General features: G+C 40.1%; 3 protein-coding genes and 1 pseudogene. 1 reads left to right on the top strand and 3 read right to left on the bottom strand.

What is annotated here, in order from left to right; genetic code table 11:
• A partial coding sequence (locus RRG12_RS43140; RefSeq protein ID WP_420763286.1) for a type II toxin-antitoxin system RelE/ParE family toxin occupies window positions 1-282 on the top strand: 282 nt, incomplete at its 5' end.
• A gap of 187 nt (window positions 283-469) precedes the next feature.
• Here the strand turns inward: RRG12_RS43140 and RRG12_RS43135 are convergent.
• The 3 genes and pseudogenes from RRG12_RS43135 to RRG12_RS43125 all read right to left on the bottom strand — a co-directional run.
• Complete coding sequence (locus RRG12_RS43135) at window positions 470-1,012, bottom strand: DUF4334 domain-containing protein (protein WP_392476011.1); 543 nt, start codon at window positions 1,010-1,012, stop codon at window positions 470-472.
• A gap of 188 nt (window positions 1,013-1,200) precedes the next feature.
• Complete coding sequence (locus RRG12_RS43130; RefSeq protein ID WP_420763285.1) at window positions 1,201-2,172, bottom strand: cytochrome P450; 972 nt, start codon at window positions 2,170-2,172, stop codon at window positions 1,201-1,203.
• Window positions 2,111-2,328, bottom strand: a pseudogene (locus RRG12_RS43125) (hypothetical protein); the annotation flags it as partial. The gene RRG12_RS43130 and the pseudogene RRG12_RS43125, both read right to left, overlap by 62 nt.

Below are 2,328 nucleotides of genomic sequence, written 5' to 3'. Positions count from 1 at the left end.
AAACGCAAGATTTACGACATTTGGCAAATTATATATTGGTTAATAGGGAATACGGATGCAGCAGTTAAATTCTTAAATGCTGCGGAATTAACCTTTGCTCAGTTGTCAAAGACTCCTGGGATGGGAAAGGTAACGCGGTTGGTGGAATCGAGATTGGGTAAAATCCGACAATGGCGGATCAAGGATTTTCGGGATTATCTGATTTTCTATTCTTTTGAGGATACTACCATTGAAATGCGGGCGGGTATTTCATGGATCAAGAGATTTAGCAGATGTACTTAGCTCTTTAGACGAAGAATTTTAACCCAAAATAAAACCAATCCATATCTGCAATTAATCGGGTGAGCTTTGTGAGGAATGACCTACACCGCTCTCTAGTATCCTTGGAAGAATTGTTGTTGAAAGCCGTGAGCGATTTAAGGAGGTCTACGGAAAGAATCTCAGTCTCAAGCTATTTATCCGCCAAAGGCTAAAAGCATCGTTTGAGAACAAAAAAGAAAGGTTGAGCTAGGTTCTTATAATCCATAATTCCTAACACAGTATTCTTATCTACTTTTCTAAAATAATCATTGATTGGCAAATAATCATAAATCATAGTAGCCGTGACTTTGCCTCTGTACTCCATCATTCTCAGTCTGGCTTGGCTTTTATCGGTTTTGAGTAAAGAATTAATTGATCCTAGTAACGGTTTGAGAGAATTATTTTTGGGTATCGGTAACTTCAAAACCCAGTTCATTAAAGTCGGATGAGGCGCAACTGGAAAAATCTTCCCCTGACTATCTAAAAATAACAAAGGGTGAACATTTTCAGCATCTATAAATTCTTTTCCATACCAATTAGAAATTTCTAATAAACCATCCATTGGATGATTTGTATGTAGTCCAGACCCTTGCCAACGACCAAACATAAAATCTAAATTCACGGGTTCAAAAGCATCAAACAATTCTAGAGCTTTTTCTATTGTAGTTTTACCCGTTTTTAGAATTAACTGATAATTTTCTAAGGTTTCCATTGTTGTTATCCTTTTACCTATTATCTTAGCAAAACTGAGCTTTTTATACTCATTCTTTCCTATGCGAGTGCAAGCCTCTGATAGGAGATGGGAATTATGACAGGCTTACCGATCTCCTGTAAATGCTATATAAATTCTAGTTCTATTCTTGATGAGAAATATGAAATACAGTTTTCTGATTGCCACTATCACACTTTGTCAAACTCAATATAGAGGTGCTTCAGTGTACGCATGAGTACGTTTGGTAAGTATTGGTATCCTTCTGATGCCAAGCGGATATTCTTTATCCGTAGCAGCAACTTTTTATAAGCGATGTGCATTTCCTTACGAGCAAGCATAGCACCTAAACAAAAATGAATACCATGACCAAAAGATAGGTGGTTACTTGCATTATGGCGGCGGACATCGAAACGCTCACTCTCCTGAAATTTTCTGGGGTCGCGGTTAGCGGCATCGAAACGAAGCATCACTAAAGACCCAGCTTTGAGATCGATGTCTTGGAGTTTTGTATCTTGCGTTACAACTCGCCACATTCCGGCTGTGGGGCTTTCCATCCGTAAAACTTCTTCCACTAAATTCTCTAGCAGGGAAGGATCTGCTTGTAGCAACGGAATCTGCTCTTGATTCTTTGTCAGCAACAACATCCCAGCTGTAAGGGCACTAGTGACCGTCTCATTACCTGCTACTAGTATTTGCTGAATTATACTTAGCAGTTCAGCAGTGTCGAGCGCTCGTTCTCCAGCCACCTTTGCCTGTACCAAGTCGGTGATCAAATCATCTTCCGGCTGTTTTTTGCGTGACTCAATGACATCATGAAAATAATGTTGGAAAGCAACAACATCTTTAGCACACTCGATCTCCTGCTCTCTAGAAAGTAGATGACCTAGACGCGCAATAAAAGCATCAGACCATTTTTTGAACTTTGGCAGATCCTCTGGCGGCACACCTAATTGTTGAGCAATAACTTTGACAGGTAAAGGGACGGCAAACTCACTGACAAATTCACACTTGCTCCTCGTGATGAAACAGTCAATAAGTTCATCAACAATCTGCTCAATCAAATTATGCATTTTGTTCACACGCGACGAGCTAAATGCCTTATTCACTAGCGCTCGGAATCGCTCGTGTTCTGGCGGGTCTGCTGTGAGCAGGGTGTTCATTCGAGGCCAACCTTGAGCAAAGATTTTCTTCCATTTCCTTATCTTTTTTTTTACTGCCTGCCCGTATAGTGGAGAAGTTGCTGGAGAATACTCCTGTATCTTTTAGGATTTCGTTTATTAAGTCATAGCTGGTAACCAGAAAGAGATTGGCCTCAG

Source organism: Nostoc sp. CALU 546 (assembly GCF_048836525.1).
The sequence above is the reverse complement of the archived record's forward strand: the minus strand, read 5'-3'. Positions and strand labels throughout refer to the sequence as shown.